The sequence below is a fragment of the Phenylobacterium sp. genome (assembly GCF_035276905.1).
Lineage (GTDB): Bacteria > Pseudomonadota > Alphaproteobacteria > Caulobacterales > Caulobacteraceae > Phenylobacterium.
Window position 1 is genome coordinate 1 of the sequence record NZ_DATELG010000195.1, and the last position, 3,704, is coordinate 3,704.

The 3,704-nt window shown below is 69.2% G+C and carries 4 protein-coding genes; 3 read left to right on the forward strand and 1 reads right to left on the reverse strand.

All coding sequences use genetic code 11. The features are described 5' to 3' along the window. The 3 genes from VJS38_RS09140 to VJS38_RS09150 all read left to right on the forward strand — a co-directional run. The coding region (locus tag VJS38_RS09140; protein WP_324087841.1) for a glycosyltransferase family 4 protein at nt 1-1,448 on the forward strand (1,448 nt) is incomplete at its 5' end. Between the two features lie 291 nt (nt 1,449-1,739). Beyond that, entirely contained in the window at nt 1,740-2,357 is a 618-nt protein-coding gene (locus VJS38_RS09145) for a class I SAM-dependent methyltransferase (protein ID WP_324087842.1), read from the forward strand. Then, nucleotides 2,354-3,109 carry a hypothetical protein gene (locus VJS38_RS09150; protein ID WP_324087843.1) on the forward strand — a complete coding sequence of 252 codons (756 nt, stop codon included), beginning with the start codon at nt 2,354-2,356 and terminating at the stop codon, nt 3,107-3,109. The genes VJS38_RS09145 and VJS38_RS09150 overlap by 4 nt, the downstream gene beginning before the upstream one ends. 3 nt (nt 3,110-3,112) lie before the next feature. Here the strand turns inward: VJS38_RS09150 and VJS38_RS09155 are convergent. Further along, on the reverse strand, nt 3,113-3,704 hold a 592-nt coding region (locus VJS38_RS09155; RefSeq protein ID WP_324087844.1), incomplete at its 5' end, for a sulfotransferase domain-containing protein.

The following is a 3,704-nucleotide window of genomic DNA, read 5'->3' on the forward strand; positions in this document are numbered from 1 at the left end:
CCAAACCGCTCGCCTGGCACCCAAGCCGCCGCCGAATCGGTGAGATCGGCGTGCTGAGCCTGCCGGTGCCGGGCATCGGCGGCGAAGCCTGGCTGCGCCGGGCGGTCGGCGAGCAGGCCTACGCCATCTCCGGCCTGACCCACACCACGGCCTCGGCCGCGGTCATGCAGAGCATGTCCGAGCTGCTGCTCGCGCCGCTGCATGACTACGACGCCCTGATCTGCACCTCCGAGGCGGTCCGCGCCTCGGTCGAGGTGCAGCTCGACGGCGTCCGGGCCTACCTCGCCCAGGAATACGGCCCCCGCCGCCGGCCGGAGCCGCAGCGGGTGACGATCCCGCTCGGCATCAACGTCGCGGATTTCGCGGTGAACGAGGCCAGCCGCAAGGCTTGGCGCGAGCGGCTGGAGATCCCCGACGACGCGGTCGTCGCGCTCTATGTCGGCCGCTTCAACGCCCGCGCCAAGATGAACCCGGCGCTGATGGCGCTGGCCTTGGAACAGGCGGCCAAGCGCACCTCGCGGCCGATCTGCTGGGTCAACTCCGGCTGGAGCGGCTCGGAGCGGGCGGAGGAGGATCACCATAACTGGTCGAGCGCGCTCTGCCCGTCGGTCCTCTACCGCCACGTCGACGGCCGTCCCGCCGACGTCCGCTTCTCGATCTGGTCGGTCGCCGACGTCTTCATCAGCTTCTCCGACAACATCCAGGAGACATTCGGCCTCACGCCGATCGAGGCCATGGCTGCGGGCCTGCCTTGCGTGGTCACCGACTGGGATGGTTACCGCGACACCGTGCGCCATGGCGTCGATGGGTTCCGCATTCCCACCTACGCCCCGCGGCCGGGCGACGGCGGCGACATCGCCTACGCCTTCGCCGACAACGCCATCAACTACGAGGCCTATGTCGGGGGGGCGGCGCAGTACACGGCGATCGACCTCGCCGCCGCGGCCCAGGCGATCGTCGACCTCGCCGAGAACCCCGACCTGCGCCGCCGCATGGGGGCGGCCGCCCGGGGCCGCGCCGAGCAGGTCTTCGACTGGTCGGCGATCATCCCGCAATACCAGGCGCTCTGGGCCGAGCAGGACGCCCGCCGCCGCGCCGCCCCGGTCGTCGCGGCGGGCGCCGGCAATCCGTTCCGGCCCGATCCCTTTACCCTGTTCGCCAGCTATCCGACGCGGCGCCTGCAGCCGGCCTGGCGGGTCGGCGTGCCGCCCGGCATGACCTGGGCGGACGCCTCCGCGGTGCTTACCTCGCCGCTTGCGGCCTATTCCAATCTGCACCGGCCGAACCTCGAGGCGCTGGGCGCGCTGTTCCAGCGGCTCGAGCAGTCCGGCCCCGTCACCGTGGCGCAGGCGGTGGCGCCCTACGGCCCCGGCGACCGGGCCTTCATGCAGCGCGGCCTGTTGTGGATGGCGCGCTTCGGCGCGCTGGTGCTCACGCCCGACGACTGAGCGCCGGCCCCAGAAAGCAAAGACCGGGCGGCGAACCTCACAGTTCACCGCCCGGCCAAAGCGACACAGCCATGGAGAGCTAGGCTGACGTCAAAGCTTAACCGAAAGTGACAGTTCGGCAAAGCGCAATGGCGTCGGGCGCTCTTCAACTTACAGCGAGCAGCGCCTGGATTTCAGCCTTGGGCTGTCGAGCCATAGTTCGGCGTCCAGCGTCAGGGCCGCGGCGCTGTCCGGCCCTGGTCATACGAACTGGCCGCCCCTATCAGTGCCGCGTGAGCCGAGGAGGGCGAATTGGCGGACAACTATGAGTTCACGACGGATTGGTTCAGCCGCTTCGCATCGGTCTGGACGGAATTGCTGAAGCGCTTTCCGCCGTCCCGCATCCTGGAGATCGGCTCGTACGAAGGTCGTGCGGCCTGCTTCCTGATCCAGACCTGCGCCGCAGAGCGCGATATCGAGCTGCATTGCATCGACACCTGGGAGGGCGGGGTCGAGCACGACACTGATGCAATGCCGCTTGTCGAGCAGCGGTTCGACCGCAACATTGCGATAGCTCGCGACGGCGCGCCGCATGCGGTGAATTTTCACAAGCACAAGTCGCTGTCGTCGGCCGCCCTGGTCAAGCTGTTGGCCGAAGAACGGCACGAAAGCTTCGACCTGATCTACGTCGACGGCTCACATCAGGCTCCGGACGTGCTGTCCGACGCCGTGCTGGCCTTCATGCTGCTGCGGCCCGGCGGGCTGCTGGTCTTCGATGACTATCTCTGGTCGATGGACGGGGCGGGGAAGCAGGACTTCTACCAGCTGCCGAAGCCGGCGATCGACGCCTTCGTCAACATCTACCAGCGCAAGATCTCGGTGGTCGGCGCGCCGCTCTATCAGCTCTATATCCGGAAGCTTAGCTCGTGAGCCCACCGTCCGCGCCCATCGGCCGCCATTATCCCGACGCTGGTGATCCGCAGGCGCCCGTCGAGGTGGCGGTCGTCATGCCGACGATTCTTCGGCCGTGCGTGGCGGTCGCCGTGGAGTCGGTGTTCCGGCAGAACTTTGCTGGGCGCATTCAGCTGCTGATCGGCGTGGATAAGGCGGCCGAAGCGCCGACGCATCTGGAGGCGGCCCTCGAGCAGCGGCCGGACCACGTGTCGGCTCTGGTGCTGGCGCTTCCCTATTCGACTTCGATCCGCCATGGCGGGGTGCATCCGGCCACCGACGGCGGCTCGCTTCGGGCCATTCTCAGCTTCATGGCCAACAGCCGCTACGTGGCCTACCTCGACGACGACAACAGCTGGGAGCCGGACCACCTGAGCGGCGTCGTGCAGGCGATCCAGGGCAAGGTCTGGGCCTACTCGCTACGCATGCTGATCGACGAGACGAATGGACGCGAGCTGGCCGTGGACCGCTGGGATTCGGTCGGGCCGAACGCGGGTCGTTTCGCTGCACAGGGCGGACTGGTCGACCCCAATTGCCTACTGGTCGACAAGCTCGCCGCCGCTCGCGCCTTCGGGCGCTGGTCAGAGGGGCCCGGCGTGACCTCAGACCGGAACTTCTTCGCCGCGCTCCGCGAGGCGCCGCACGGACGTGTCGAGCGCGCCACGGTGCGTTACGGCATCCGACCGACCAATGTGCTGAACACCTTCCTGCGCGAGAACACCCAGTTCTGAGCCTCACCCGTAAGCGAACCCCACCAGCCCCTTCAGCCGCGCCTGGTCGCGGGCGTAGACCCGCCGCAGCCAGGCCACGTCCTGCGCCGTGAGCTCGGCGCCGTAGTCGATGTCCCGGCCGACGTGGACCTCGCGCGCCGGCGGGGGCGGCGCCTCGGGGAGGCCGATGAACCGCCGCACCCGGTTCAGCACCGGCCCAGGCTCGGCGCGCAGGTCCTCGGCGCGGATCACCAGCGCCTGCTCGCGCGGAAAGATCTCGAACAGCCGCGCCAGCTGCTCGGCGTAGAAGCCGCGCTCGACGTAGGAGAACTCGCGGTGAAAGCCCCACGGTTCGGAGGCGAACAGCCGCTGGCGGCCCTGGCGGATGCACCAGGCGAAGGGCTGGAGCTCGGCGCCGCGGGCGTACTCCATGCGCCAGTGCGACCAGGCGCGCTCCACCGGATCGCGCAGGGTCACGACCAGCCGCATGGCCGGGTTGTAGGCGGCTATCCGCTCCAGCGCGTTCGGCCAGTAGAGGTAGATCGGCGTCGCCTCGCCGCACGGCCGCCCGCCCGGCGCTTCGAACCCCGCGTGGTAGGCGCCGTAGTCCGGCCGG